The organism is Phaeobacter sp. HS011, assembly GCF_018101215.1.
GTDB lineage: Bacteria > Pseudomonadota > Alphaproteobacteria > Rhodobacterales > Rhodobacteraceae > Phaeobacter > Phaeobacter inhibens.
Genome location: NZ_JAGEUF010000003.1, coordinates 215184 through 240495, shown reverse-complemented (window position 1 = coordinate 240495; position 25312 = coordinate 215184). Strand labels below are relative to the sequence as shown.

General features: G+C 59.4%; 23 protein-coding genes. 14 read left to right on the top strand and 9 right to left on the bottom strand.

Features of this window, described 5'->3' with window-relative positions; all coding sequences use genetic code 11:
* Nucleotides 1–378: 378 nt before the first annotated feature.
* The 6 genes from J4721_RS07100 (at nucleotide 379) to J4721_RS19900 (ending at nucleotide 6439) form a co-directional block, all read left to right on the top strand.
* Nucleotides 379–1263 (top strand): hypothetical protein, encoded by an 885-nt coding sequence (locus J4721_RS07100; RefSeq protein ID WP_371816061.1) that lies wholly within the window; start codon nucleotides 379–381, stop codon nucleotides 1261–1263.
* A 252-nt stretch (nucleotides 1264–1515) separates the two neighbouring features.
* The gene (rfbH, locus tag J4721_RS07095) at nucleotides 1516–2805 is read left to right on the top strand and encodes a lipopolysaccharide biosynthesis protein RfbH (protein WP_211002495.1); all 1290 of its coding nucleotides are present in this window, start codon (nucleotides 1516–1518) and stop codon (nucleotides 2803–2805) included.
* Nucleotides 2802–3629, top strand: coding sequence for a glucose-1-phosphate cytidylyltransferase (gene rfbF, locus J4721_RS07090; RefSeq protein WP_102858751.1), 828 nt, complete (start codon nucleotides 2802–2804; stop codon nucleotides 3627–3629). The genes rfbH and rfbF overlap by 4 nt, the downstream gene beginning before the upstream one ends.
* Before the next feature lie 14 nt (nucleotides 3630–3643).
* Entirely contained in the window at nucleotides 3644–4747 is a 1104-nt protein-coding gene (rfbG, locus tag J4721_RS07085; protein ID WP_027247099.1) for a CDP-glucose 4,6-dehydratase, read from the top strand.
* Complete coding sequence (locus tag J4721_RS07080; protein ID WP_211002399.1) at nucleotides 4744–5649, top strand: NAD(P)-dependent oxidoreductase; 906 nt, start codon at nucleotides 4744–4746, stop codon at nucleotides 5647–5649. The genes rfbG and J4721_RS07080 overlap by 4 nt, the downstream gene beginning before the upstream one ends.
* A gap of 493 nt (nucleotides 5650–6142) precedes the next feature.
* Nucleotides 6143–6439, top strand: coding sequence for a helix-turn-helix domain-containing protein (locus J4721_RS19900; RefSeq protein WP_371816062.1), 297 nt, complete (start codon nucleotides 6143–6145; stop codon nucleotides 6437–6439).
* On the opposite strand, the gene J4721_RS07070 is transcribed toward J4721_RS19900, so the two are convergent.
* The 6 genes from J4721_RS07070 to J4721_RS07045 form a co-directional block, all read right to left on the bottom strand.
* The gene (locus tag J4721_RS07070) at nucleotides 6347–7762 is read right to left on the bottom strand and encodes an FAD-binding oxidoreductase (protein ID WP_211002401.1); all 1416 of its coding nucleotides are present in this window, start codon (nucleotides 7760–7762) and stop codon (nucleotides 6347–6349) included. The two genes, J4721_RS19900 and J4721_RS07070, sit on opposite strands and share 93 nt — an antisense overlap.
* A gap of 27 nt (nucleotides 7763–7789) precedes the next feature.
* Nucleotides 7790–8593 (bottom strand): ABC transporter permease, encoded by an 804-nt coding sequence (locus tag J4721_RS07065; RefSeq protein WP_211002402.1) that lies wholly within the window; start codon nucleotides 8591–8593, stop codon nucleotides 7790–7792.
* Nucleotides 8590–9417 carry an ABC transporter permease gene (locus tag J4721_RS07060; protein WP_102854845.1) on the bottom strand — a complete coding sequence of 276 codons (828 nt, stop codon included), beginning with the start codon at nucleotides 9415–9417 and terminating at the stop codon, nucleotides 8590–8592. Before J4721_RS07060 ends, J4721_RS07065 begins: the two co-directional genes overlap by 4 nt.
* Before the next feature lie 22 nt (nucleotides 9418–9439).
* Nucleotides 9440–10543 carry an ABC transporter substrate-binding protein gene (locus tag J4721_RS07055; protein WP_027247103.1) on the bottom strand — a complete coding sequence of 368 codons (1104 nt, stop codon included), beginning with the start codon at nucleotides 10541–10543 and terminating at the stop codon, nucleotides 9440–9442.
* Between the two features lie 60 nt (nucleotides 10544–10603).
* Nucleotides 10604–11686: an ABC transporter ATP-binding protein gene (locus J4721_RS07050; RefSeq protein ID WP_211002403.1), complete on the bottom strand. Its 1083-nt coding sequence runs from the start codon at nucleotides 11684–11686 to the stop codon at nucleotides 10604–10606.
* Between the two features lie 118 nt (nucleotides 11687–11804).
* Nucleotides 11805–12734, bottom strand: coding sequence for a LysR substrate-binding domain-containing protein (locus J4721_RS07045; RefSeq protein WP_211003473.1), 930 nt, complete (start codon nucleotides 12732–12734; stop codon nucleotides 11805–11807).
* Nucleotides 12735–12937: 203 nt separating this feature from the next.
* Between J4721_RS07045 and J4721_RS07040 the strand changes: the two genes are divergently transcribed.
* From J4721_RS07040 to J4721_RS07010, 7 genes are all read left to right on the top strand, one after another.
* Nucleotides 12938–13264 carry a hypothetical protein gene (locus J4721_RS07040; protein WP_211002405.1) on the top strand — a complete coding sequence of 109 codons (327 nt, stop codon included), beginning with the start codon at nucleotides 12938–12940 and terminating at the stop codon, nucleotides 13262–13264.
* Nucleotides 13265–14686: an amidohydrolase family protein gene (locus J4721_RS07035; RefSeq protein WP_211002406.1), complete on the top strand. Its 1422-nt coding sequence runs from the start codon at nucleotides 13265–13267 to the stop codon at nucleotides 14684–14686. It abuts the gene before it with no gap.
* Nucleotides 14686–15615, top strand: a complete 930-nt coding sequence (locus tag J4721_RS07030; RefSeq protein ID WP_211002407.1) for a GTP-binding protein — start codon at nucleotides 14686–14688, stop codon at nucleotides 15613–15615. Before J4721_RS07035 ends, J4721_RS07030 begins: the two co-directional genes overlap by 1 nt.
* Before the next feature lie 665 nt (nucleotides 15616–16280).
* Nucleotides 16281–19097 carry a glutamine-synthetase adenylyltransferase gene (locus J4721_RS07025; RefSeq protein WP_211002408.1) on the top strand — a complete coding sequence of 939 codons (2817 nt, stop codon included), beginning with the start codon at nucleotides 16281–16283 and terminating at the stop codon, nucleotides 19095–19097.
* Nucleotides 19087–19377, top strand: a complete 291-nt coding sequence (locus J4721_RS07020) for a hypothetical protein (RefSeq protein ID WP_014874985.1) — start codon at nucleotides 19087–19089, stop codon at nucleotides 19375–19377. The genes J4721_RS07025 and J4721_RS07020 overlap by 11 nt, the downstream gene beginning before the upstream one ends.
* Nucleotides 19378–19498: 121 nt before the next feature.
* Entirely contained in the window at nucleotides 19499–20713 is a 1215-nt protein-coding gene (locus tag J4721_RS07015) for an RSP_2647 family RNA methyltransferase (protein WP_102883641.1), read from the top strand.
* A gap of 21 nt (nucleotides 20714–20734) precedes the next feature.
* Nucleotides 20735–21277 carry an RSP_2648 family PIN domain-containing protein gene (locus J4721_RS07010; RefSeq protein ID WP_014880344.1) on the top strand — a complete coding sequence of 181 codons (543 nt, stop codon included), beginning with the start codon at nucleotides 20735–20737 and terminating at the stop codon, nucleotides 21275–21277.
* Nucleotides 21278–21285: 8 nt separating this feature from the next.
* On the opposite strand, the gene J4721_RS07005 is transcribed toward J4721_RS07010, so the two are convergent.
* The 3 genes from J4721_RS07005 to mazG all read right to left on the bottom strand — a co-directional run bounded on the left by J4721_RS07005 (nucleotide 21286) and on the right by mazG (nucleotide 24041).
* On the bottom strand, nucleotides 21286–22281 hold the full coding sequence (locus tag J4721_RS07005; RefSeq protein WP_211002409.1) for an LLM class flavin-dependent oxidoreductase: 996 nt from the start codon (nucleotides 22279–22281) through the stop codon (nucleotides 21286–21288).
* A 184-nt stretch (nucleotides 22282–22465) separates the two neighbouring features.
* The gene (locus J4721_RS07000; protein WP_211002410.1) at nucleotides 22466–23158 is read right to left on the bottom strand and encodes a M48 family metallopeptidase; all 693 of its coding nucleotides are present in this window, start codon (nucleotides 23156–23158) and stop codon (nucleotides 22466–22468) included.
* Nucleotides 23159–23204: 46 nt separating this feature from the next.
* Nucleotides 23205–24041 (bottom strand): nucleoside triphosphate pyrophosphohydrolase, encoded by an 837-nt coding sequence (mazG, locus tag J4721_RS06995; RefSeq protein WP_211002411.1) that lies wholly within the window; start codon nucleotides 24039–24041, stop codon nucleotides 23205–23207.
* Between the two features lie 64 nt (nucleotides 24042–24105).
* Between mazG and J4721_RS06990 the strand changes: the two genes are divergently transcribed.
* Complete coding sequence (locus tag J4721_RS06990; protein ID WP_211002412.1) at nucleotides 24106–25299, top strand: M20 aminoacylase family protein; 1194 nt, start codon at nucleotides 24106–24108, stop codon at nucleotides 25297–25299.
* Nucleotides 25300–25312 lie beyond the last annotated feature (13 nt).

The window sequence follows — 25312 nt, the reverse complement described above, 5'->3', positions numbered from 1 at the left end:
ATACCGCCCCTATACGCAACTGGTCTCGGTGACTGATGACGCAGCGAAACTCGTCGAGCTGGCTATTCCTTTGCTCTATTGCCAGAGCGATCACCAAGGAGACGCCACTGGCGCAGAGTTAGCTGCATGCGCGGTCTAACGGCGTTCTTGTTCACATCAGTGAACTTTGTCACGACAGAGCCATCCTGAATTGCTGATAGTAGGCTCATCAAACGACGACTTTAGACGATTTTTTTACGATTTCTTCCTAGGAAGAAGACCTAGTTGTAGCCACACGATTTACTCTCAGATCCGCAAGGCCCGGCAGCGCCTTTCAGGCTTGCCGAGCTACCTATATTAAAAATCTATCAAGTTTCAAAATGAGTGGAGGAGCCCCCTGTGAAGATATGTATCGTCATCCCGACATATAGGCGGAATGTTCAACTCGTGCGTTTATTGTCTCAGCTTGCGGAACTGCGCGAAACATACATGGGACAAGCAGAGTACAGCGTTTTCGTTACGGACTCCGACCCGAATAACCCAGCTAGTGACATCATCCAACAGCTTTGCGACCGTTACATCCTGAACAAGGGAACAGGTTTCGACGACAACCTGTTCTACTTCTACAAGGATTATGCTGGGGCTTTTGATTTTGTGTTTAGCTGCAGCGACGACGACCTATTTAACTGCGGGCCGGTCAATGCGCTGGATCTTCTCGAAGTCGCGGCGCGGCAAGACAAGGCAGCTGTTCATTTTAATCACTTCGAGTATAAAACAGATAGCCCTGATGGTATGGAGATGCGATACTCCATCTCCTCGGCAGCCTACAACTTGCCTGCTCTCACCGATGACCCCGAAGCGCTCCGCAGGCGGTTCCTGGGGCTTTTGCCTAGGCATGTGGGGATGCTCTACAAATCCAGCCACATTACAGGCTTGCTAGACCAGCTGCCCGCGTTCAGAGGAACTCTGCATCTCTACGCGGTTCCTTTCATGTGCGCTGTTGAAAGCGGAGAGGCTGTTTTTTTTGACTACCCTCTCAACTATTTCTCTGCAGAAGTTGGCGATGATGGTGCCTGGGAAAACAAAGTAAATGTCTATTATGGCTTGCTGCAGTACCTGGTTGCCTCAAAAGCACTGTTAAGCCGGGAAAGCTTCGAGCTTACCCGAAGAGGCTTTATGGGCAACTACCTCGGGCAATCTGCTTGGCTCCGCAGGCTCATCCCCGAGGACTTGCAGCATGAAACAGAAGTGCTGGCCAGAATTGAGGAAGCTATGACCGTTTGACTAATCTCCGGCACCACAGCCTTCGGCGTGATGAAAAATTAGGAAAGTTTGGCGCTACGGGAAAGATTACATTAACCAAACTCGGATTACTAATGGCTGAACATAAATGCAGCGGTCTGAAGTCCGCATGTTGCAACTAAAATGACAAGTCTCTCAACCGGTGCAGCATCAGCCAGAAGGTCAGTGAATGTGAACGTTAGATCCCGCGAACAAATCGTCGCAGATGCCAAGGCCTATTTTTAGGCTCAGCCGCTGCCTGAATTCCAGCCCGGTGAGACTTACATTCCACCGTCAGGGAAAGTACTGGACGGAGAAGATTGTGCCAGCCTGATAGACGCCGGCTTGGACATGTGGCTGACAGCGGGACGTTATGCTGACAGTTTCGAAGATCGCCTGGCAGCCAAATTTGGTACGAAGCTTTCTAAACTCACGGTGTCCGGCTCGGCTGCGAACCTGCTGGCCTTCTCGACGCTGACATCATGGAAACTTGGATCAAAGCGGATCGAGCCAGGATCGGAAGTCATCACTGTTGCAGCCGGCTTTCCGACAACTGTGACTCCGATCATCCAGAACGGCTGCATACCCGTTTTTGTGGATGTCGATCTTGAGACGCACAATGTGAATGTCGATCTAGTGGAAGCGGCAATTACCTCTAATACACGCGCAATCATGATTGCACACAGCCTTGGCAACCCATTCGATGTCATCCGGATCTCAGAGCTTTGCAAAGCGCATGACCTTTACCTGATCGAAGATTGCTGCGACGCCTTTGGCGCCAGCGTTCTGATGCCGGACGGCTCCGAAAAGGGGGTCGGCACCTTTGGAGACCTAGCGACACTCAGCTTTTATCCCGCACATCATATCACTATGGGTGAAGGCGGAGCCATATTGATGAACAGCATCCGCCTAGCCCGCATTTGCGAAAGCTTCCGCGATTGGGGGCGGGACTGCTATTGCGCGCCTGGGAAGGATAATACCTGTGGCAAACGGTTCGATTGGCAACTCGGGGACCTGCCGGACGGTTACGACCACAAGTATATTTACAGCCACATTGGATACAATTTGAAAGTTTCCGACATGCAGGCGGCCGTCGGGCTAAGCCAGCTTGGGAAATTGGACGATTTCGTTGAAATAAGGCGGAAGAATTTCATTGGTCTAACCGAGCGGATGAAACGAGCTGGCCTGGATGAATATTACCACCTGCCTCAGTCGACCCCCGGTACAAATCCATCGTGGTTCGGATTCCTGCTGACGATACGGGATGGGGTACCGCTGCTACGGCGCGATGTAACCGCCGCATTAGAGGACCAGAAGGTCGGGACACGGATGCTTTTTGCCGGCAATCTGATCCGCCAGCCTGCTTTCGCACGGGCCAACTACCGCGTGAGCGGGCCGTTGGACGTGACGGATAAGGTCATGGCGGACGCGTTCTGGATCGGTGTCTGGCCGGGCCTGTCCGGTGACCATTTAGACTACATGGTGGATACACTCGCAAAGGTCACAAAAAACCAACTTCAATCTGCAAAGGTTGCCGTAGAATGAAAGCCGTCATCCTCGCGGGCGGGCTGGGCACCCGTCTCTCAGAAGAAACCAGCCTGAAACCAAAGCCTATGGTCGAAATCGGCGGCCGTCCGATCCTGTGGCATATCATGAAAATTTACACATCCTTTGGTATCACGGATTTTGTGATCTGCCTCGGCTACAAAGGATACGTCATCAAGGAGTTTTTTGCCAATTACGCTCTACAGACCTCCGACGTTACTATTGATATGTCATCCGGCTCTGTCGAAGTACACCGCGCAGCGGTAGAGCCTTGGCGCATCAGCCTGATTGACACCGGCGAGCACACAATGACCGGCGGCCGCCTGAAGAGAATTTCCCATTTGATCGATGGCACATTTTGTATGACCTACGGCGACGGGGTCGGGGATATCAACATCGAGGAATTGGTTTCCTTCCATCGCTCTCACGGCCTGAAGTCGACAGTTACAGCGGTTGCTCCTCCGGGCAGGTTTGGACTGCTTGATTTGGACGACACCCGGGTCGCCGGTTTTGTCGAGAAACCGAAAGGGGAAGGCGGACGGATCAATGGCGGTTTTTTCGTGCTCGAACCGGAAGCCTTGGATGTGATCGATGGAGACGCTGACATGTGGGAGGATAGTCCTATGCGGCGGCTTGTTTCGCAGGGGCAGATGGCGGCTTTTCATCATGACGGATTCTGGCAACCCATGGACACCCTAAGAGATAAGAATCACCTAGAACAACTCTGGAACGAAGGCCGGGCCGCCTGGAAAACTTGGGATCCGCACCCTGTGAAGCCGGCGACCGGTAGTACGCTGATCCGCCCATCGCTCAGCTTGCATTGAAGGAGCCTGCTGTTATGAGCTGGGAGACACAAAGTGCGTTCTGGAAAGGGCGCAGAGTTTTTCTGACCGGGCACACAGGGTTTAAGGGAAGTTGGCTTGCCCATTGGCTTCTTATGCTCGGTGCGGAAGTCCGAGGGTTTTCTTTAGCGCCCGAGAGTGGCCAGGTGCCCGACGGGTTCAAGCCTTTGTTTGAAGAACTGGGCCTAGGCGCCAGGCTTGATCATCTCATCGGAGATGTCCGGGACGAGGAAACCCTCAAGAGATCCCTGCGGGCCTTCAATCCTGAGGTTGTTTTGCACCTTGCTGCACAGCCTTTGGTTCGCGCCTCCTACCAAAACCCGGTTGAAACCTACGCGACGAATGTCATGGGAACGGCACATCTATTGAATGCTTGTCGTTCTGTAGCTGATCTGCGGAGCATTGTGGTTGTTAGCAGCGACAAATGTTATGAAAACCGTGAACAGCTTTGGGCCTACCGCGAAATTGATCCGATGGGTGGACATGATCCATATTCGAGCAGCAAAGGCTGCGCGGAGCTGGTTACTAGCGCGTTTCGAGATTCCTATTTTCCCACAGAGCGCGCGGACGAGCATGGCGTGTCCATCAGCAGCGCACGGGCGGGGAATGTGATCGGTGGCGGAGATTGGAGTGAAGACCGGTTGATCCCGGATGCCATGCGGTCAATGCTGGCCGGATCACCTCTGGAGATTAGGAATCCACGGGCTGTACGCCCTTGGCAGCATGTCCTCGAGCCCCTTCAAGGATACTTGAAACTGGCGTACAAAGGCGCAGAGGATCCGGCTCTCTTTTCAAAGGGGTGGAATTTCGGTCCCGTGGATGGAGACGCCCTTCCCGTCGGCGACTTGGCAGACCGCCTTGCAGCCAAAATGCATGGGAAGTTTTCCTGGAAAACAGCTGCAGAGAGCGGGCCGCATGAAGCCCAGCTCTTGGCGCTGGACAGCACGGCCGCCCGTGCGCTGTTGGATTGGAAACCGGCACTATCCTTACAAGGCATGATGGACTTCACAGCAAGCTGGTACAGTTGCCGCAGCCTGGAGCAGCGGGTAGAAATGGTGTCTGGGCAGATAACCCAGTACACCCGAAGACTGAAGCTATGAATGCGCTTGAAGGAAAGAGGGTTTTGCTGACAGGGGCAACAGGTTTCCTGGGCGGCAAACTTCTTGAGCGTTTGTGCCGTATAAATGCCGTAACTGGCTGTTTGATGCGAAATAACCGGAACATAGCGCTTTGCGTAGGAGCTGAGCGACTGGAAACAACTGGTTGTGCGGCTGACACTATTGAAACAATCTGTCAATTCCGCCCGGACGTAATGATCCATTGCGCTGGCTTGGTTCAAACAACACACGGTCCAGACGACATCGATACGATGCTGCAAAGCAATGTTCAACTGGCTGCAACATTGTTTGAGGCTGGACGGCAGCTTGGAGAGCTTCGCATCGTTAACCTTGGAACTTACCTAGAGTACAGCAGCGACGGAAAGATCGCACCAACCAGTCTTTATGCCGCGAGCAAGCGTGCTGTGACTGAACTGCTGAACTATTACACTCATGCGGTGCCTACCCGTGCAATCTCAATCAAACCGTCCGTAATTTACGGAGCTGGAGATCCGCGTCCGAGATTGCTGCCGTCGTTGGCTAAGGCTATTGCCAATGGACAGACGCTTTGCCTTTCAGAAGGGCTGCAGAAACTGGACCTGATTCACATTGATGATGTTGTCGAGGCCTTGATTCAGGCATCGGTTCACCTGCTATCATCTGAATCAAAGACCGGGCACCAAGAGTACTTTGCTGTCTCCGGCAACAGATTGAGTATTCGTGAGCTGGCCCAGAAGCTTGAGCAGATTGTCGGCCGGGAAGCCGATTTGCACTGGGGCGCACATTCTTACAGACCTGAAGAGGTTATGGAGCCATTTTCTGGCGGTACCCCTTTACCGGGATGGTCTCCGGTAGTCCCCTTGGAACTAGGATTAGCTGAGCTAGTTATTCAGCAAGGCAATTAAGAGGAGTTGCGAAGGGGCATCGGGTCACTGAGACTGGACGCTTAAGTTCTAAAACATACCCTGCCTAACAAAAGTAGTTCTGGCATTCATCTGGCGTGTAAAGGTCGCAAATTTTACTGATTGCTTCAAAGAGGCTGAGTTGCTGCCGGTCAACGGACCGTGCGGTGGGGCTGATCTCCATAGAGTAAGTGTCAGTCACAGAACGGATCTCGATAAGGCAGCTTCGGCTGTGTGGCGGCTAGCAGAAGTTGAAGCCCGGGAAGCTGCTGACTTTTTTGGTATTTTCCGGGTGGATTACAGGCTGACGGGTCGGCACTGTCGCGAAGTCACTCCCCGGATCAGCTCAAAACCACGTGGCGACGGTGCTGGCTAGCCCATCCATGACCTGCACCTCTCTACTTCCGACAAAAAGCACAGCTGCGGGTCAGTGAGTGTAAGAAGGGCCATTCCGACGTCGCGGCGGTAGCGTGCGGGAAACGGGGTAGTTGGTGAAATCGTGAAACGCCATGGCTCCTATTTCCGTCTTGGCGACCGCGCTCTTGCTCCGATGACACTGTCTGAGATTGCGCGTGAAACTGAATTTCACCTGAGTACCGTCAGTCGGATTCTGAATGGTTTGCTGATCGAAGGACCGAACGGCATTCTGCTCGCGCGTATCCGGGCATCTGACATTTGGCGAGTATTCAGACTGGTCAAATCACACATCCTCCTTCGAGAGGGCGAGGCAGGGCAGATCATCAAACACTTTGGAGGGGTTGAGCGTAGATTGGGGGTCAAACGCTGTCTTTAGCTGTCGCATGGCCGCGAGAGCCGGTGTGGGGCGGCTAAGCGGCAGATGCATGCGTTTTTCGAGTCCTATGCCGTGTTCTGCCGAAACGGTCGTGCCTGTGAATTGCTGCAGCACGCCGTAGACAGCGCCGTCAATTGTGGCGTGACTAGCGGGGTCATGGGCAGGCCCTACCATGATGTGCAAGTTGCCGTCGCCCATGTGGCCGAAAACGTAGCAGGTGACTCCCTTGCAATCCTTTGCGATCCGCATTTGCAGCTGTTCAACATAACCGGGGATATCGTGAAGGCGCAGGCCGACGTCGTAGGACAGGCAGGGGCCGTTCGGACTTTCTATCACGTCTGCGCCCTCGCGCAGCTGCCAGATGGTGCGGCGCTGTGTTTCGGACTGGGCGACGGTGCCGTCCTGCAGAAGGCCATCCTCGAAACATTCGGCCAGAAAGGTCGTCAGAGCATCCTCGTGCTCTGTGTCGCCCCAGTGGCCGGTCTCGATCACCCCGTAGATACCGCAATCGGGCGACACCAAGCTGCTGCCCAAATGCGTGGCGATTTGGATGAAGAACTCCGGCCACATGGCTTCAAATGACAAGAGGCTGCCTCCAAAGGCTTTGCGGGCGCTGGCCAGCACTTGAAACAGATCTTCGGTTCCGGCGCAGCCGATCAGCGCAGTTTGCACCGAGGACGGGCGGCTGTGCAGGCGCAGGGTGAGTTTGGTGATGATGCCCAGCGTGCCTTCGGAGCCGATGAACAGCTGCTTCAGGTCATAGCCTGCGTTGTTCTTGAGCAGAGTGTTGTTCAGATCCAGGATCGTACCGTCCGCCAGCACCGCTTCCAGCCCCAAAATGTTGTCGCGCGCCATGCCGTAACGGATCGCCTGGATGCCGCCAGCATTGGTCGAGGCGAGGCCACCCAGGGTGCAGCTGCCGCGCGACGGCAGGTCGACACCGGGGGCGAGGCCGAGGGGCTCGGCGGCGTCGATTACCTGCTGCAGGGTGACGCCGGCCTCAGCGGTGATAATGCCCTGCACCGGATCGAGCTCCAGAATCCGGGTCATCTTCTCTAGCGACAAGGCCACCTGCCCGGGGGCCGTGGCAGTGCCCTGCACCAGCCCGGTCAACCCGCCTTGCGGAACAATTGCCAGTCCATGTTCGGCAGCCAACCAGCAAATTTTGCTAACGTCCTGCGCCGAGCCGGGAGTCAGCAGCACGCCACCGTCATAGCTCGCGGCGCAATAGCCGGTGTTGCGCAAGGCGAGCCGCTCGCCGGTGATCATATTCTGCGTGCCGATCACCGGAGCGAATAGAGCGGAAATCTGACTGATATCCATTGGATGTGCTTTCGATTGTGCCTGATCTCAACTGCCGGACTTGTCTTTACGGTGCTCGCACAGGGCCTTGGCGACGATGGCGATTGTGGTCAGCACTATCAGGATCACCGAGACCGCAGCGATGATCGGGTCAACGTTGAGGCGCAGCCCATCCCAGATCCGTTTCGGCAGGGTGATCACGTCGATGCCACTGACAAACAAGGCGACGGCGATCTCTTCCCAGGACAGAACCAAGCTAAGGAACCAGGCCGAGAACAGCCCGAATTTGAGGTTCGGCAGCACCACCCAGAAGGTGGTCTGCAATCGCGAGGCGCCAAGGTTGCGCGAGGCAAGCTCCAGCGATTTGTCCAGCTGTGAGGTGGCGGTCAGCATCACGATCACCGCAAAGGGAGTCACCATAATCACATGGGTCAGGATCAGCCCCGCATAGGTATCGATCAGGCCGATGCGCGCTTGCAGGAAGTAGATGATTACCGCCGAGACCACCGGAGGCACCGCCATTGGTAACAGCGCCAGCCCTACCAGCGCCCCGCCATAGCACGGCTGGCGGAACCAAGGGCCCAAGGCAAAAGTGGTGGCTAGAACCGTGGCGATCACGCTGCTGGCCATAGCCACCAGCACGCTGTCGGATATGCTGGCCAGCCATGCCTCGTCTGTCAGCAGCGCCCGATAGTGGCGCAGGGACCAGTCGCCCTTTGGCAGAGACAGGAACCGCTTGGGGGTGAAGGAGACCGGGATCACAGCCAGCAGCGGCATCAGCAAGAAGAGGCCGGTGAGGATGGCGGCAAGTTTCAGCAGCCAGCCTTGCAGGTTCCGGGGCTTGCGCATCATTTGACCAGCCTTTCCGGATGGATGACCCTGAACAGCAGGCCCGCCATTGCCGCGACCACGGCCAGCACCCCGATGCTGAGCGCGGCGCCAAAGCCCCAGTTCGATGTTTGGAACATCTGGATGTAGATGTATTCCGCAATCATCACGATTTTACCGCCACCGAGGATCGCCGGGGTGATGAAGAAGCCAAGGGCAAAGACAAAGACGATGATCACCGAGGCCAGGATGCCGGATACCGTGAGTGGTAGGAACACATTCCAAAAGGTGAAGGCCGGGCTGGCACCCATACCGCGCGAGGCCAAGAGCACCCGAGAGTCGATCTGGCGCATGATCGAGGCAATCGGGAAGACTGCAAAGGGCACCAGGAAATGCACCATGCCTAGGACCACGGAAAATTCAGTGCGCACCAGCGTCAGCGGTTCGGCGATGGCGCCAATGGACAGCAGGGTCTCGTTCAGGATGCCCTTGTTGCGCAGGATCACCACCCAGCCGAAGGCGCGGATCAGCACTGAGATCCAGAAGGGGATGAAGATGCAAAACTCCATGAACAGCTTGCGCGCGGGTGAGCCGAAGACCCAGTGATAGGCCAGAAGGTAGGCCATCAGCACTGAGGTAAGGGTGACCAGAATGCAGACCCGCGCGGTGCGCAGCATTATGTTGAGCGCATCCGCATCAGTCAGCATCCGCACATAGTTCTGGGCTCCGGGCTCAGGCCGAGAGACAGACCAGCCAAAGACGCCCAAGAGCGGTGCCAGATAGACCGCCAGGAAAAGGGCGGGCAGCAGCCACATGGCTATGGTGTGTATATTGAGCCGTGCGGCCATCCTGCTGCCCCTCCCCGAGTGCTTAGCTGCTGACCAGGGCCAGATATTTATCCAGCGCGGTGCCGTAGTGGTCGGCGTACCATTCCGCCTGCAGCGCGATCTGCCGCTCCAGGTTCTCTTTGGAGCTCGCATCCACCGGCTTCATTTCTTCCGAAACCAGCGCATGGGCGGCAGGGTTGGCTGGGCCGTTACCCAGCTCGTTCAGCAGGGTCACCTGATTGTCCGGATTTTGAGCCAGGGCGATGAACTCCATTGCAGCCTTTAGCCCGGCCGGGTTGCCCTTGATCACAGTCCAGCCGGAAGGCGACACCAGACCCTGATCAAAGGTCCAGTCGACCTCGCCTTCGGTGTCCTGCTTGGTCAGGTTGGCGCGGGTGTGCCACAGCAGGCCCATCGAGGCCTCGCCGTCGCGCAACAGCTGCTGACTTTCGGCGCCGGAGGACCAGAAGCTGACGATATGCGGCTTCAGCACCTCGATCTTGGCCAGCGCGCGGTCCACATCCAGCGGATAAAGCTCAGCAGGCGCCACGCCATCGGCCAGCAGCGCGGCCTCCAGTACGCCGGTCATCCATTTGTAGAGGGTGCGTTTGCCCGGGTACTTCGCGACATTCCAGAAATCGGCCCAGGTGCTGGGCGCGTCATCGCCGAAGCGGGCGGCGTCATAGGCGATGACATTGCTGTAGAAATAGGAGGGAACGTAGAATTCGCCGTCAAAGCCGGGCTCGATCTTGCTGCGGTCGACGATGGAATAGTCGATTTTTTCCATCATGCCTTCGCGGCCCAGGCGGATCGCGGAATAGGGTTCGGCGTCGCAGACGTCCCAGCGGACCGAGTTGCTTTCGAATTGGGTCTTCATCGAGCCTTCGAGAGGTCCGGAGCCATCGATCTTCAGCTTGTTGCCAGTGGCGGCCTCGTAAGCCTCGGCAAAGGCGGCGGAGTAGGCGTCAATCGCATCCCCGCCCCAGTTGACCACGACCAGCTCCTGGCCTGCGGCCCGGGCACCCGGCGCGGCCATAGTCGCTGCCCCCAAGGCAACCAGCCCGGTCAGAAAGCCGCGACGGTCCAGCTTGCCACTCCGGAAGCGCTCAGCCAATAGCTCGCAGCAGTCTCGTTGAAAGTTGCTCATTGTTTTCTCCCTGGTCATGTCGCGCCGACTGCCGCTTCGGGCAGCGCAGTCCTGGTCTTGTTAGTCGGCAATCACGATGCTGTTTTCGGGGGGGCAGCTGACCCACAGTTCACTGCCAACACTGGGCAGCGTGCCATTGGCGCTGTGGGTGGAGGCACTGATGGTGCGGCCCTGCGGCGTCTGCAGCATCAGGTCGCTATGCGAGCCCTGATAGGTGGTCTGGACCACCCGGGCGGGCACTATATTGGTCTGATCTGCAGGGTGCTCGGAGCTGAGTGTCATGTGTTCAGGCCGCACGGCGATGTTGACGGTGCTGTTCACGCGGTTTCCCGGATTGGCGGCCGAAAGCGTCGTGCCGTCCAGATTAGCGCGCAAGAGGTCGCCATCCATGCCGGGGCTCGTTACCGGGAAGATATTGATCTGGCCCAGGAATTCTGCGACAAAGCGCGAGTCCGGCGCGCTATAGATCCGGTCAGGCGAGTCCAGTTGCATCAGTCGACCCTTGTTGAAAATGGCCACCTTGTCGGACATCGCCAGCGCCTTACCCTGGTCGTGGGTGACAAAGACAAAGGTGGTTCCGGTTTCCTCATGCACCCGCTTCAGTTCGCTCTGCATCTGTTCGCGCAGATTGCGGTCGAGCGCCGACAGCGGCTCATCCAGCAGCAACACATCCGGCTGGAACACCAATGAGCGCGCCAGGGCCACCCGCTGCTGCTGCCCTCCGCTGAGTTGCGAGGGTTTCTTGTGATCATGTTCAGTAAGGCCAACGGTTTCGATGATCCGCCCAACCTTCTGCTTGCGTTCGGCGCTGCCCATCTTACGCACCCGCAAGGGGTAATCGACATTCTGCCAGACCGTCATATGAGGAAGCAGCGCATAGCCCTGAAACACCATGCCAAAGTTTCGCTCTTCTGCCACCATTGCGCTGATGTCCCGGGCGTCTTTCATCAATTGGCCGGATGTTTGTTCGGTAAAGCCTGCAAGAATCATCAGAAAAGTGGCCTTGCCGGAACCGGAGGGGCCGAGAAAGGTCAGGAACTCGCCTTTGTTGATCTCCATGCTGACATCGTGAAGAGCCTTGAAGTTGCCATATGACTTGCAGATGCTGCTGGCCGCGATTTGTGACACTGACTGGTTCCCCATCGTTCCTGGCCCCGGTAAGGCCCTGAGCATTGGCGAAAGGATTGCAGTCAGTTTTTTTCACGTCAAATGAAAGAAAATTCCGTATTTACTTGAGATTTTTTCATGAATTTGCGTATTACTAACTCTGCGTTTGCAGTGTGTATTCCTTGAACCAGCGCGACAGCCAGTCGATCGCCAGCTGGCAAACCCGGCGTTCCATCCGCTCTTTCTGGGTAACGATGTAATAGGCGTGGGGGCCGCGAATATCGGCGTCAAACAGGCGTACCAGCTTACCCTCACTCAGCGCGTGGCGGCCCAGGATGTCGTCCCCGATTGCTATCCCGGCTCCGGCAATAGCTGCGTTGATATTTTGGGTCACGTCCGAAAACATGATGCCCTTGCTCAACTCAAAGCTCTTCTTGCTGGCGGCAGACAGCCAGACCACCCAATCGCTTTGATTGCGGTGGTGCAGTAGCGGCAGTTTCACTAGATCCTCGGGCGTACGGATGCGGCCGTGGCGCTCTAGGAAGGCGGGCGAACAGACTGGGAAAGCGCGTGGGGTGAACAGGTGCTGGACGTGCTTGCCCGGCCAGGCGCCGTCGCCGTAGATGATCGAGAAATCAGTTTGATCGTTGAGGATATCGCTGCGATCGGTCTCGTTGGTGATTTCCAGGTCTATGTTGGGAAAGAGGTCCAGGAACTCGGTGATGTGGTACGCGAGCCAATAGCTGCCCAAGCCTGACGCACAGTTGATCCGCAAGGGTCCGAAGGGTTCGCTGCCGCCAAGCGGAGCGTTGGCGCGTTCGACAATTTCCAGCGCCTTGCGGATGTCCTGCACATAGCGGTTGCCGGCTGAGGTCAGCTCCACTTTGCGGCCCGCACGGCTGATCAGTTTGACACCCAGCATTTGCTCCAGATTTCGCAGCTGATGCGAAACCGCGCTGGGGGTCACAAACATCGCCTCGGACGCCTTGTGTAGGCTGCCCAGCCGCGACACCGCCTCCAGCATCCTGAGTGCGGTCATCGACGGGTAGATCCGGCGCGCATCGCTTGCATCTCTTTCGGCCATGCTACCCATGTTCGAGACCTCCCCATGCAGGGTTTCGGGCATGTTACATGAGGAAAATTTAGAATTGCAGCCGAATTTCTTTCATTTGACGTGAGAAATTTTGCGTTCTTACTGTGTTCGGACAAACTAGCCGTGTTTCCGGCTGTGTTTCCGGCCTGGTTGGCGCGGGGCCGCGGCTTCAAGGCAAAGGAAAGGACACTCGCATGGCTTCGAGCACTGGAATCCGGTCGACCAACACGCCTGAAGGGCTGCCTGCGGCGGATATGGTGCTGCGGAACGGACGGATTTACACCGTTGATCAGGATCAGCCCTGGGCCGAGGCGGTGGCAATCAAACACGGGCGGTTCATGGCGGTTGGCAGCAATGCCGAGATAGAGCCGCTGATTGCCGATTGCACCCATGTGCATGATCTGAACGGCGCCTTTGCGATGCCGGGGCTGTACGATATGCATACCCATCCGGATCTGGCTCTGGGGCCGAAATACTCCGACTATCTGGACGTGGGACTGGAGACGCCCTCCCCGGATTAGGTGCGCGAGGCGACCCTGCGCTATGCAACCGAAAACCCGGACCGCGAGTGGATTTTCGGCAAGCATTTCGTCCACTACGCCTTCCGCAAGGCGGGGCTGAAGCCGGGGCGCGACTGGCTCGACAGTTTTATCCCCGACCGGCCGGTTGCGATCATGGACCGGATGTGGGGCAGCTGCATGGCCAACTCAAAGGCGCTGGAGCTGGCAGGCGTCAGCAAGGACACAGTCGATCCCAACAACGGCTACATCGTGCGCGACCCGCTGACCGGCGAGCCGGACGGCATTCTGGTTGATGGGACCTATGCGCTGATCATGGCGGCGATGCCGCCGCCGCCGATGCACGCTCTGACCCGTGCCTACCGCGAGGGCGCCCGGTTCCAGTCCGCCCGCGGTGTGGTGGCCACCAAATACGTCCATGTCTGTGAACGACGGCTGGACGCACTGCGCGCCATTGATCTGGAGGGTGAGCTGCCGGTGCGGGTCGAAGCCGCGATCAGCTGGCAAGACGACATCTTCCCAGTGCGCCGCCGCTGGGAGCTGCTGGCGGGCGAGCGGCATTACTACCGCTCCAAGCGTCTGAATGCTAATGCCGTGAAGTTCCACTTTGACGGCACTGCCGAGCCGCGCACCTCTTATTTGATCACCCCATGGCCGAACGAAAAGACCTGGCAGGGCTCGCTGAACCTGACGCCCGAACATATCTACGACATGGTGGCAGAGATGGACCGCAAGCGGATCCGGGTAATCGCCCATTGTACCGGTGATGGCGCCTCAGACATTTTCCTGGATGCAGTAGCTGAGTGCCGCCGCCGCAATGGTTCGGGTGGCATGCGCCACCAATGCGCCCATTCCACCCTGCTGGACGAGGGCAACCTGGCTCGGTTCGCTGAGCTGGATGTGATTGCCGAGTTCTCGCCGGTCGGCTGGTTCCCGTCCGAGTTCACCATCGGCGCGCGGTCTTCCTTCGGAGAGCGGCTGCAAGAGGCCTATAACGTCCGTGGCGTGCTGGATGCGGGCGGAGTCGCCGTAATGGGCACCGACTGGCCTGTCAGTAGCATCGACCCCTGGTTCGGGTTCGAAACGCTTGTCACCCGCGAAAACCCGCGCGGGGAGATGGAGGGAAAGCTGGGCCAGCCCATCACACCAGAGGAGGCCATCCCGATGCTGACCCTCAACGGCGCCTATGCGATGGGCTGCGAGGATGTGTCCGGTTCGATAACCGCAGGCAAGACCGCCGATCTGATCGTTCTGGACCGCAACCTGTTGGAAATTAAGGCCAAGGGCAACTGGCACAAATCGCAGGTGCATCTGACGATGGTGGATGGCGAGATTGTGCATGACCCAAAGGGCTGGATGCAGGGCACAGATTTTGAAAGCCGCATCACCTCTCCGGTGCCTGATTTCGCTCCGGTGGACATCTGATGAACACGCGCGTTCCGGTTACCCTCATCGCGGGCTTTCTCGGTTCTGGAAAAACCACTCTGATCAACACCCTGCTGCAGGGGGAGCATGGGTTGAACATCACCGTGCTGGTCAATGATTTCGGCGCGGTCAATATCGACGCCGACCTGATCCTGAAGCGCGAGCGCGAGGTGGTGGAGCTCTCCAACGGCTGCGTTTGCTGCTCGATCCAAAGTGATCTGGTGGCGCAGCTCCAGGCCCTGTTCCGCTCAGGCAACTCGCCTGAGTATCTGCTGATCGAGGCCAGCGGGGTTTCTCAGCCCGGCCGCATCGCGTCTGTCTTCGGCTATCCTCAGCTGCGGAACTATGCACGGCTCGACGCGGTCGTAACTTTGCTGGACGCCGAAAACACCGACATGCTGTCGGACAACTGCCAGCAACTGGTACAGGCGCAGATTGCGGCGGCGGATATCGCGGTGCTGACCAAGACAGATCTTGTCGACGCGCAAAGGGTCGGAGATTTCCGCGAGCGGTGGCTGTTCCCGGATTTGCCCAGCTATGAGGCCCGTGATGGACATGTTCCCCTGCAGTATCTGTTGGACACCGGCCTGCATGACCCAAGCAGTGCGGCCCTGCTGCAATCCAACCCAGCGGCCGGATTTTACTCGCAAAGCTGGTCATCGCAGAAGCCGTTTAGCTACGCCAGCTTCAAATCTGCGCTGGGTGCCTTGCCCGCTTCGGTATTCCGGGCAAAGGGCGTGCTTTATTGCATAGACTTCCCCGACACTGGGATTGTGTTCCAGAAGGTTGGTTCCCGTTTGGAATTCCGCCACGACGGCCCATGGCGCGGGACCCCGGAAACCCGGCTGGTTATCATAGGTGAAGACGGACTTGACCAGGACGGTTTCCTGCAAAAGCAAATGGAACAATCCCTGGCCGCCCGCTCTTAAGTTTATGCGGGGCTCTGCCGGACGAACGGCTGGAACAGGGCCAAGGAGATAACGACTTCATCTTGCGGGGCGGGGATATTTAACCGCCCTTGGTCCGGGGGTGTTGCACGATGGTGTGGCGTGTTTTCCCTTGGCAATGTCCATCCCTCGGCTGGTCGCCGTGGCGGTGCGGAACGCCGCAATATTGGTGACAGTTACCAAACTGTGTTCCGCGAACAGTTGCAGGCTGGTCGTCTTGCAACCGCTGGACGCGGGAATAGACGGTCACAGCGCCTCAGGATCCTGGCGGTCTGGCCGGTGATCTTGGATGCACGCGAGGAAGATTCTGCCGATCTGGTCAAGGGGGGGTGGCCCAAAGAGAGGAGGAGAAAGCACACGGCTGCGCTTTGCCGTCAGACGATGTGAAATATACCTGATGAGGGCGACAGGCCGGTGCCGTCCGGTTCTGGACGTCCGCGTGCCGCTGATCACCGTATCACTCGTTACTACAAAGCTGTCTGACAGGCCCCCGGAACGTGAGCGCAGCCGCAGAAACAGCCTTAACTTATCGTTAATCAGGGGGCTATTCCGGTATTCCTTACCTAACGTCATCCTTTGCTATATGGCAGCGCGCTGGTGCGGTTTCGCCGATTGACGGCGACTGCATCTGATCGCAGTGTCACCACATGGGACAGTCAATTGAAATTCAGCGCCTTCCACGGGCATTTGATGCAGATCTGGGACAGGATGCGCTGGCACTTGTGCCTGCTCTTCACGGTGATCAGGCCCGTCTGGTGGCCGGTGCGGCAGGGTCCAGCCCTTATCTGAAGGAGCTGATCAGCCGCGAGGCGGATTGGCTGGCGCCCGCGCTGGCGGATCCGCAGACCGCTCTTGCTGGCATTTTTGCGGATGTGCGGGCTTTGGCGCCAGACCAGCTGAAGCCGGGGCTACGGCGGGCCAAGCGCCAGTTAGCGTTGCTGAGCGGCTTATGTGATCTGGCCGGGGCCTGGGATCTCATGCAGGTGACCACCGCGCTGACACAGTTTGCAGAGCTTTGCGCAGATGTCGCCGTCAAGGCCGAGATCGCCGCCCTCATCCGCCGCAAGAAATTGCCGGGACTGACCGAAGCGGATGTTGACACAGCGGGCGGGCTGACTCTTTTGGCGATGGGCAAAATGGGCGCCTATGAGCTGAACTACAGCTCGGACATCGACATGATCTGCCTCTTTGATGAGACACGGTTTGACCCTGATGATTTCTATGAGGCGCGTCAGGGCATGGTTCGGGCCACCCGCAATATGTGTACGGTGCTCAGTGAGCGCACCGCTGATGGCTATGTGTTCCGCACCGACCTGCGGCTGCGGCCCGACCCGTCGGTGACGCCGGTTGCCATGGCGATGGAGGCGGCGGAGCGCTACTATGAGAGCCTTGGTCGCACCTGGGAACGGGCGGCCTACATCAAGGCGCGCCCCTGCGCCGGTGATCTGAAGGCGGGCGCGGATTTCTTGCAGACGCTGCGCCCCTTCGTCTGGCGGCGGCATTTGGATTTCGCAGCCATTCAGGATGCCCATGATATGCGTCTGCGGATCCGCGAGAACAAAGGCACCGGTGGCCCGCTGACTGTGCCCGGCCATGATATGAAGCTGGGGCGTGGTGGCATTCGCGAGATTGAGTTTTTCACCCAGACCCGGCAGCTGATCGCGGGTGGGCGTGATGAAAGCCTGCGTCCGCGCGGCACTCTGGACGGGCTGCGCGCACTGGCCGCAAAGGATTGGGTGCCACAGGATGTCTGCGACCAGCTTGGCGCGCATTATGTCGCCCACCGAGAGGTGGAGCACCGGATCCAGATGGTGCATGACGCCCAGACTCACCGGATGCCACAGTCTGAGGACGGCATCGCCCGGATTGCCTGCCTGATGGACCGTGACCCGGCGGCGCTGCTGGCGCAGACCAAGGCGCGATTGCAGGAGGTGCATGAGTTGACCGAAGGGTTTTTCGCGCCGGATGCACCGCCGGAGGTTGCGCCTCAGACCCTGCCGGATGCATTGGACAGCGATATCCTGGCCCGTTGGCCCACCTATCCGGCGTTGCGCTCGGCGCGGGGGGCGCAGATCTTTGAACGGCTGAAGCCAGAACTGCTGGCGCGGTTGTCGCGCACCGCCCAACCGGCAGAGGCCTTGGTGGCGCTGGACGGGTTTCTGGCCGGGCTGCCTGCGGGGGTGCAGCTGTTTTCGCTGTTTGAGGCCAATCCGCAGCTGATTGATCTGCTGATTGATATTGTTGGCACCTCTGGCACGCTGGCGAGCTATCTGTCGCGCAATTCCAGCGTATTTGACGCGGTGATCGGAGGATCGTTTTTTGATGACTGGCCCGGACGTGAGGCATTGGGTCAGTTGCTGGCGGCGGTGCTGGCGCAGGAAGAGGATTATGAGACGCAGCTGGATGCGACCAGACGCTGGTGTAAGGAATGGCATTTCCGCATCGGCGTGCACCACCTGCGCGGGTTGATTGATGCCGCAACAGCCGGGGCGCAATATGCTGAACTGGCAGAGGTTGTGATTGCTGGGCTGGCACCGGTGGTGGTGCAGCAGTTCGCGCAAAAGCACGGCCCCCCGCCGGGGCGCGGCGCAGCCGTTCTGGGAATGGGGTCGCTGGGCGCGGGGCGGATCAATGCGCTGTCAGATCTGGACGTCATTGTGATCTATGATCCGGGAACGGCAGAGGCTTCGGACGGGCCGCGACCACTGGCGACGCGCCCCTATTATGCGCGACTGACGCAGGCGCTGATCACGGCGCTGACGGCACGGATGTCGCAGGGCCAGCTCTATGAGGTGGACATGCGGCTGCGCCCCTCGGGCACGCAGGGGCCGGTGGCCACCAGTCTGGAGAGCTTCTGCCAGTATCAACGCAATGACGCCTGGGTCTGGGAGCATCTGGCACTGACCCGGGCACGTGTGGTCGCAATCGCACCGCTGCCTGCGGCCGCTGGTCTGGCGCAGGATATCGCTGCGTTTCGGCGTACATTTCTAGCAGCCCCTCGCAGTCGGGATGCGATCCTGCCGGATGTCGCGAAGATGCGGGCGCGTCTCGCTGCTGCGAAGGCACCAAGCGGCCCCTGGGACGCCAAGACTGGCGCGGGGCGGATGATGGACATCGAGCTGATCGCTCAGGCAGGGGTCTTGCTCAGCGAGGCGACCGGACAGGATGTGGCCGCTGGCCTGGAGGGCGCTGTCGCCTGTGGCTGGCTGGATGCCGCAGATGCGGCTGAATTGCAGCGCGGCTATGATCTATTCTGGTCGGTGCAGACAGCGGCGCGACTGGTTTCGGGCAAGGCCATTGATGCGCAGACCCTGGGAGAGGGCGGTGCGTTGTTTCTTTGCCGCAGCACCGGCTACGCGGATCTTGCGGCATTGGAAGCGGATTTGACGGCGCGCTACGCGCGGTGCGGTGACATCATCGCCGCCGCATTGGAGAGAGAAGGGGCCAGCGGCCATGACGACTGAGGCGACACCACATGCACCGCTTGCCCAGCTTGATCCCAAGGGGCTGATCCGGGAGAGTTTTTGCATCGACGGGATTCAGAGCGGGGAATGCCGCAGCATTTTTCTGGATTGGGCGCTGAGCCTGCCCGATGGGGTTGATAGCCGTCAGGCAATGTCAGCCCTGCTTGAACAGGTGGCAGCGGATCACCCGGATCATCCGATGACGGCGGTGCTGCGCGAGGGGCTGGAGAGCGCCGCCAAACCCCGCAGGCGCGGCGGCTGGCGGTCGCGCGCGCGGTAACCGGAGGGGCGCCGCGCAGGTGCCGACCGCAACGCGTGCCGCAAGGCCCTGCGACGCAGGTGATCTGCGCCTGATCCAACACGCTCTTTCAACGGGCAGAGGTTGGGGGTAAGAGGGGCATATGACAGCTTCTCCCTCCGCGCCCGAGCGCGCCCGCGTAAAACTGAAACCCAAAGCCAATGCCCGCGCTCTGCGTCACGGCTTCCCATGGGTCTATGCCAATGAGCTGGTCACCGACCGGCGCACTCGCAAACTTGCACCCGGCACCCTCGCGGTGCTGGAAGATGACGGCATGACGCAGATGGGTCTGGTCGCGGTCAACCCCGAGAGCAAGATCATCGCGCGCATGCTGGACACGGATCCGGCTGCTGAGATCAACCAGGATTGGTTCGCGATCCGCCTGAGCCGCGCACTGGCGTTGCGCGAACAGCTTTACGATGCGCCCTATTACCGGCTGGCCCATGCCGAATCCGATGGCTTGCCCGGCGTGGTGATCGACCGGTTCGGCGATACCTGCGTGGTGCAGCCCAATGCAGCCTGGGCCGAGGCCCATCTCGATGCGCTGACCGACGCGCTGGTTGCGGTTACCGGGGTCACCACCGTTCTGAAAAACGCCTCCGGCAGGGCGCGCGGCCTGGAAGGTCTGGATGATGTCAGCACAACCCTGCGCGGCACGACCCCGGAGGCCCCGGTGCAGGTCACGATGAATGGCGCGACCTATATGGCGGATCTGACCGGCGGGCAGAAAACCGGGTTGTTCTACGACCAGCGCGACAACCACGCCTTTGCTGCGAAACTGGTGAAACCCGGTGCCAAGGTGCTCGACGTGTTTTCCCACGTGGGTGGCTTTGGTCTGGCGATGCTTGCTGCGGGTGCTGCAGAGGCAACCTGCGTTGATGGCTCCGCCCCGGCGCTGGACCTGGCCCGCGAAGGGGCTGCGGCCAGTGATTTTGCGGATCGGTTCGCGGCGCGGCAGGGCGATGCCTTTGAGGTGTTGACACAGCTGGCCGAGGAAGGCGTGCAGTTTGACGTGGTGATTTGTGATCCGCCCGCCTTTGCCCCGTCGAAACAAGCACTTGAGGCGGGCCTGCGCGCCTATGAGCGGATTGCAAAACTGGCTGCACCGCTGGTGGCTCCGGGTGGGTATCTGGGCCTCTGCTCTTGTTCCCATGCCGCTGATCTTAGCCGCTTCCGCAATGCTTCTGCGCGCGGGATCGGGCGCGGTGGGCGGCGCAGCCAGCTGCTGCACACCGGATATGCGGGTGCAGATCATCCGCAGCTGCCTCAACTGGCTGAAAGCGGCTATCTGAAGGCCGTTTTCTTCCGGCTCGACTGATCTGGCGCGGGTGTTCTGGCGATGAAACTGCTTCTGGATGCCTGCGTGCTCTATCCGACGGTGATGCGGGAGATGCTGCTGGGCACGGCCCGGATCGGCCATTTCACCCCGCTGTGGTCGCCGCGTATCCTGGAAGAATGGGCGCGGGCCGCGCGCAAGATCGGCCCCACGGGCGAGGCGCAGGCGCGGGGTGAAATCGCCCTGATTACCGCCGCTTGGCCGAGAGCAGCCATCACCCCCACACCCGCAGTAGAGGCGCGGCTCTGGTTACCGGATCTGGCGGATATTCACGTGCTGGCGGCGGCGATTGTTGGCCATGCGGATGCGGTCGTGACGGTCAACAACAAGGATTTTCCCCGCCACACACTGGCTGAGGAAGGGCTGGAGCGGATTGGCCCAGATCAGCTGCTTTATGATCTTTGGCTGAAGGATCCCAATGGTCTGTCAGAGGTGGCAACCTCGGTGCTTGCCGAGGCCAACCGGCTCTCCGGTGGCGGCTGGGAGCTGCGTCCGCTGCTGAAAAAAGCGCGCTTGCCGCGGCTGGCCAAGGCTTTGACGCGCTGACGACAGCTTTAAACGCTGCGCAGGATGTCAGCGGCAATTTCAAAGGATCTGAGCCGTGCCGCATGGTCATGGATCTGCCCCGTGATGATCACCTCATCGGGGCGATAGCGTTCAAGAATGGATGAGAGTTCTGCGCGCACGGTGTCCTTGCTCCCCGTGGCTGAAATGCGCAGCGCCTCATTCACGCTTGAGAGCACCGGCGCGGGGATATGGTCAGTGATGTCATCCACCGGCGCGGGCAATTTGCCGGGCTTTCCAAGACGCAACCGGGCGAAGGCCTGCTGCATCGTGGTTCGCAGGCGGCTGCCCTCTTCGTCGCTCTCGGCGGCAAAGACATTGATCGCCATCATTGCATGGGGGGCAGAGAGGTTGGCAGAGGGCTGGAACTGGCGGCGGTAGACCTCCAGCGCTTCTTCCAGTGCCGCAGGGGCGAAATGCGAGGCAAAAGCATAGGGCAGCCCGAGATGCGCCGCCAGCTGCGCGCCATAGAGGCTGGAGCCGAGCAGCCAGACCGGGACATGGGTGTCCTGTCCCGGGAAGGCGCGCACCGCGCGCGATGGATCATCAGCGCCCAGAAAACCCATCAGATCAATGACATCCTGCGGGAAGCTGTCACCGGAGGCATGGTCATGGGCCATGCCCCGGCGCAAGGCACGCGCCGTCTTCATATCGGTTCCGGGCGCGCGGCCTAATCCCAGATCAATCCGGTCGCCATGCAGGCTTGCCAGCGTGCCAAAGGCCTCCGCGACCATATAGGGTGCATGATTGGGCAGCATGATGCCGCCAGCCCCGACCCGGATTGAGCGGGTCTGCGCGGCGATATGGCCAATCAGCACTGCCGTCGCGGCACTTGCGATGCCCGGCATGTTGTGATGTTCGGCTAGCCAATAGCGGTGATAGCCCCAGCTTTCAGCCCGCTGGGCCAGCTCGGTGCTATTGCGCAAGGACTGGGCAATCGTCTGGCCTTCGGGCACGGGAGCAAGGTCAAGAACAGAGTAGCGCATGGGGGCTCCTATGAATTCCCAGTGCCGTTGCTTAGGGGGAGCTGGCAATGGGACTGAATGGGGCAGAAGGATAACTGTTACCTTCCCATGTGGGGAAGGTTTCCCGCCTTGGCAAGGGGCAGGGATCTATTGGGATCTGTTACCTCCCATTAACCATATCTGGCAGGTGGTTACAGGGGGAAGCTTATCCTTTGGGCCTGTCCCACTTTGCTTCCAACCGGTCGAGGGCGGCGATGCGCTCCTCGGTCTTCGGGTGGCTCATCAGCCAGGCGGGAGCCATGCCGCTGCGGGCCTGTGTCAGATCTTCCAGCTTACGAAACAGGCTCTTTTGCGGCGCGATGCCGATGCCGGATTTGGTCAGCAAGGCGGCCGCATATTCGTCAGCCTCATACTCATCGCTGCGCGACAACCGGGCGGCCAAAAGCGAGGTGAGCACATTGGCGATCCACGGCCCGACAAAGGGCACAAAGCGACCGATGATCAGCATCAGGGCGGTGCGCAGAGCGTTCTGTCCAGAGAAATCGATCATGCGCTTTTTGGCGTGCCCCAGTGCCACATGGCCCAGCTCATGGGCAATGACCGAGGCCAGTTCGGCGTCGCTGACCTCGCCATTGCGGTATTTGCGATAGAAGCCGCGGGTGATGAAAATCCGGCCATCAGGTGCGGCCAGCCCGTTCACCGGGTCGACCTCGTAGATATAGACCGGAATATGATTGATCCCGAGAGCCGCTGCCATGCGGTCGGTCAACTGACGCAGGCGGGCGTCGGCCAGCTCGGTGGATTGCTGGTCAAGGGCGCGGTGGGTGCGCCAGACCGACAGGCGATACATCACCAACCCGTAGATCACGGCCAGAAGGATGGGGGTCAAACGCAACATGATTCAGGATATGGGGCTGTGACAGGGCAGGGACAAGGCGTGGGGGTCAGCTGTCGCTGGTGCGATTGGCGGCGCGGCTCTCGGCCTTCACCTCATCCCAAAGCGCATCCATTTCGGACAGATCGCTGTTTTCGGGGCGTTTGCCACGGGCGGCCAGCTTGGCTTCGACGCCCTCAAAGCGGCGGGTGAACTTGGCATTGGCAGCCCGGAGCGCCGCCTCCGGTTCGACACCCAGATGGCGGCCCAGATTGGCCATCACAAACATCAGGTCTCCGAACTCTTCCTCCACCTCGGCTTGGCTCAGGCTGTCGCGCGCCTCGACCAGTTCGGCAGATTCTTCGGCGATTTTGGCGATCACATTGTCTGCCGAGGGCCAGTCGAAGCCGACACGCGCGGCGCGTTTTTGCAGCTTATAAGCGCGCAGAAGGGCGGGCAGGCCGACCGCAACGCCATCCAAGGTGCCCTGTTGTGCCTTGTCAGCGCGTTCCGCCGCCTTGATTTCCTCCCAGTCGGCGGTCTGCTGGTCGGCGGATTTTTCGCGGCTCTCGTCGCCAAAGACATGCGGGTGGCGCGACACCATCTTGTTGGACATGGTGGTGACCACATCCTGAAATGTGAAATGACCGGCCTCTGCCGCCATTTGGGCATGAAACACCGATTGAAACAGCAGATCGCCCAACTCCCCCTTCAGCTCATCCCAGGCTTCACGTTCAATCGCGTCGGCAACTTCGTAAGCCTCTTCAATGGTATAGGGTGCGATGCTGGCAAAATCCTGCTCGATATCCCAGGGGCAGCCGCCCTTTGGATCCCGCAAGCGGCGCATGATTTCCAACAGCCGTTCAATGCCGGCAGTTTCATTGTGGATGAGATCGGTTTCGGGCATTGCGGCGGCTCTTGTTCCAGTGTCAGATGCATCAATCCCGAGTCTGACCAAGGAGTCCACCCCAATGCCGGTTGTGAACCGAATTGCCGACTATGCCGAAGAGATGAAGACCTGGCGCCGGCATCTGCACCAGATCCCCGAACTGGCGCTGGACCTGCCGAAAACTGCGGCCTTTGTGGCTGAGAGGCTGCGCGAATTTGGTGTGGATGAATTGCATGATGGGATCGCGACCAGCGGTATGGTGGCGATCATCAACGGACAGGGAGACGAGGCGGGCGAGGGGCCGACCATTGGTTTGCGCGCCGACATGGACGCGCTGCCCATCCCCGAGGAAACGGGGGTAGACTATGTCTCGGGTCATGATGGCAACATGCACGCCTGTGGTCACGACGGTCACACCACCATGCTTTTGGGGGCCGCGAAATACCTCGCGGAGACGCGGAATTTCAAAGGTCGCGTGGCGCTGATCTTCCAGCCTGCGGAGGAGGCCATCGGCGGTGCCCGCATTATGGTCGAAGAGGGCATCATGGAGCGTTTCAACATTGGTGAGGTCTATGCGCTGCATAATGCGCCGGGTCTGCCTGTGGGCGCCTTTGCAACCACACCGGGGCCGCTGATGGCGGCCGTGGATACATTCCACATCAATATTCAGGGCGTTGGCGGCCATGGCGCGATGCCGCATGAAACCCGCGATCCGGTGATGGCGGCCTGCGGCATGGCGCAGGCGATTCAGACAATTGTATCGCGCAACCACTATGCGCTGGACGATCTCGTGGTCTCCGTCACCCAGATCCACACCGGCACCGTCGATAACGTGATCCCTGACACGGCCTATATCAACGGTACCGTGCGCACTTTTGATCCGCGTGTGCAGGAGATGGTGATGCGGCGGATGAAGGAAATCGTCGCCGGGCAGGCGGCCAGCTATGGCGTTGAGGCTGAGCTGGACTATGAGGTGGGCTACCCTGCCACCATCAACGACGCGGCCAAGACCGGTTTCGCTGCCACCGTCGCGGGTGAAATCGCAGGCCGTGAGAATGTCGAGGCGGAGGCCGGGCGCGAAATGGGGGCAGAGGATTTCTCCTACATGCTGCAGGCCCGCCCCGGCGCCTATCTGTTTTTGGGGCAGGGAGACAGCGCCGGGCTGCATCATCCCAAATATGATTTCAACGATGAGATCGCGCCGATTGGAGCGTCATTTTTTGCCCGTCTGGTCGAGAGAGCACAGCCCATGGTCAACGCATCCAACGACGGGTGACAAGGACAATGTG

Coding starts and splice junctions, on each gene's coding strand:
- J4721_RS07000 (WP_211002410.1), bottom strand. CDS start 23,158: ATGTTGCGTTTGACCCCCATCCTTCTGGCCGTGATCTACGGGTTGGTG.
- J4721_RS07080 (WP_211002399.1), top strand. CDS start 4,744: ATGAATGCGCTTGAAGGAAAGAGGGTTTTGCTGACAGGGGCAACAGGT.
- J4721_RS07060 (WP_102854845.1), bottom strand. CDS start 9,417: ATGGCCGCACGGCTCAATATACACACCATAGCCATGTGGCTGCTGCCC.
- rfbG (WP_027247099.1), top strand. CDS start 3,644: ATGAGCTGGGAGACACAAAGTGCGTTCTGGAAAGGGCGCAGAGTTTTT.
- J4721_RS07040 (WP_211002405.1), top strand. CDS start 12,938: ATGGCTTCGAGCACTGGAATCCGGTCGACCAACACGCCTGAAGGGCTG.
- J4721_RS07045 (WP_211003473.1), bottom strand. CDS start 12,734: ATGGCCGAAAGAGATGCAAGCGATGCGCGCCGGATCTACCCGTCGATG.
- J4721_RS07010 (WP_014880344.1), top strand. CDS start 20,735: ATGAAACTGCTTCTGGATGCCTGCGTGCTCTATCCGACGGTGATGCGG.
- rfbF (WP_102858751.1), top strand. CDS start 2,802: ATGAAAGCCGTCATCCTCGCGGGCGGGCTGGGCACCCGTCTCTCAGAA.
- mazG (WP_211002411.1), bottom strand. CDS start 24,041: ATGCCCGAAACCGATCTCATCCACAATGAAACTGCCGGCATTGAACGG.
- J4721_RS07065 (WP_211002402.1), bottom strand. CDS start 8,593: ATGATGCGCAAGCCCCGGAACCTGCAAGGCTGGCTGCTGAAACTTGCC.
- J4721_RS07025 (WP_211002408.1), top strand. CDS start 16,281: ATGGGACAGTCAATTGAAATTCAGCGCCTTCCACGGGCATTTGATGCA.
- J4721_RS07030 (WP_211002407.1), top strand. CDS start 14,686: ATGAACACGCGCGTTCCGGTTACCCTCATCGCGGGCTTTCTCGGTTCT.
- J4721_RS07020 (WP_014874985.1), top strand. CDS start 19,087: ATGACGACTGAGGCGACACCACATGCACCGCTTGCCCAGCTTGATCCC.
- J4721_RS07070 (WP_211002401.1), bottom strand. CDS start 7,762: ATGGATATCAGTCAGATTTCCGCTCTATTCGCTCCGGTGATCGGCACG.
- J4721_RS07015 (WP_102883641.1), top strand. CDS start 19,499: ATGACAGCTTCTCCCTCCGCGCCCGAGCGCGCCCGCGTAAAACTGAAA.
- J4721_RS07055 (WP_027247103.1), bottom strand. CDS start 10,543: ATGAGCAACTTTCAACGAGACTGCTGCGAGCTATTGGCTGAGCGCTTC.
- J4721_RS06990 (WP_211002412.1), top strand. CDS start 24,106: ATGCCGGTTGTGAACCGAATTGCCGACTATGCCGAAGAGATGAAGACC.
- J4721_RS07050 (WP_211002403.1), bottom strand. CDS start 11,686: ATGGGGAACCAGTCAGTGTCACAAATCGCGGCCAGCAGCATCTGCAAG.
- J4721_RS07005 (WP_211002409.1), bottom strand. CDS start 22,281: ATGCGCTACTCTGTTCTTGACCTTGCTCCCGTGCCCGAAGGCCAGACG.